We start from the raw sequence: 377 nt of genomic DNA, 5'->3' as shown, positions 1-377 counted from the left end.
GCCACAAGATTTGTTAGAGTATAAAGGTAATACTGCCGATACTTTGATGAGTGGATTAAGTGGGGTGTTTGCTTCTATGGCAACATTATTAAGAAAAACCAAAGAAAGGATAGTCTAATGAGTGAGAATCTAAAAAGTGATAGAGAATCTAACAATACAACAAAGCACATAAAATCTACAAAGCAAGATTCTATAAAAGAAACTTCCATAAATACAGAATCTAGCAAACTAGTATCTCAAAAAACCAACGATACTATAAACAAAGACAAGATAAAGCGAGATTCTCATAATGATGAGATGGTGTTTGAAGTAAAATACAAGCTTGGCTTGTGGGATTATTGTGTTAATATATTCTTTTTTATTCCATTTAGCTGTTT

The 377-nt window shown here is 31.3% G+C and carries 1 protein-coding gene; it reads left to right on the top strand.

Features of this window, described 5'->3' with window-relative positions; all coding sequences use genetic code 11:
- Window positions 1-117: 117 nt before the first annotated feature.
- Window positions 118-377: hypothetical protein (locus CQA53_RS12080; RefSeq protein WP_407918865.1), on the top strand; the 260-nt coding region annotated here is incomplete at its 3' end.

This window comes from Helicobacter didelphidarum (assembly GCF_003364195.1).
GTDB lineage: Bacteria > Campylobacterota > Campylobacteria > Campylobacterales > Helicobacteraceae > Helicobacter_A > Helicobacter_A didelphidarum.
The sequence above is the reverse complement of the archived record's forward strand: the minus strand, read 5'-3'. Positions and strand labels throughout refer to the sequence as shown.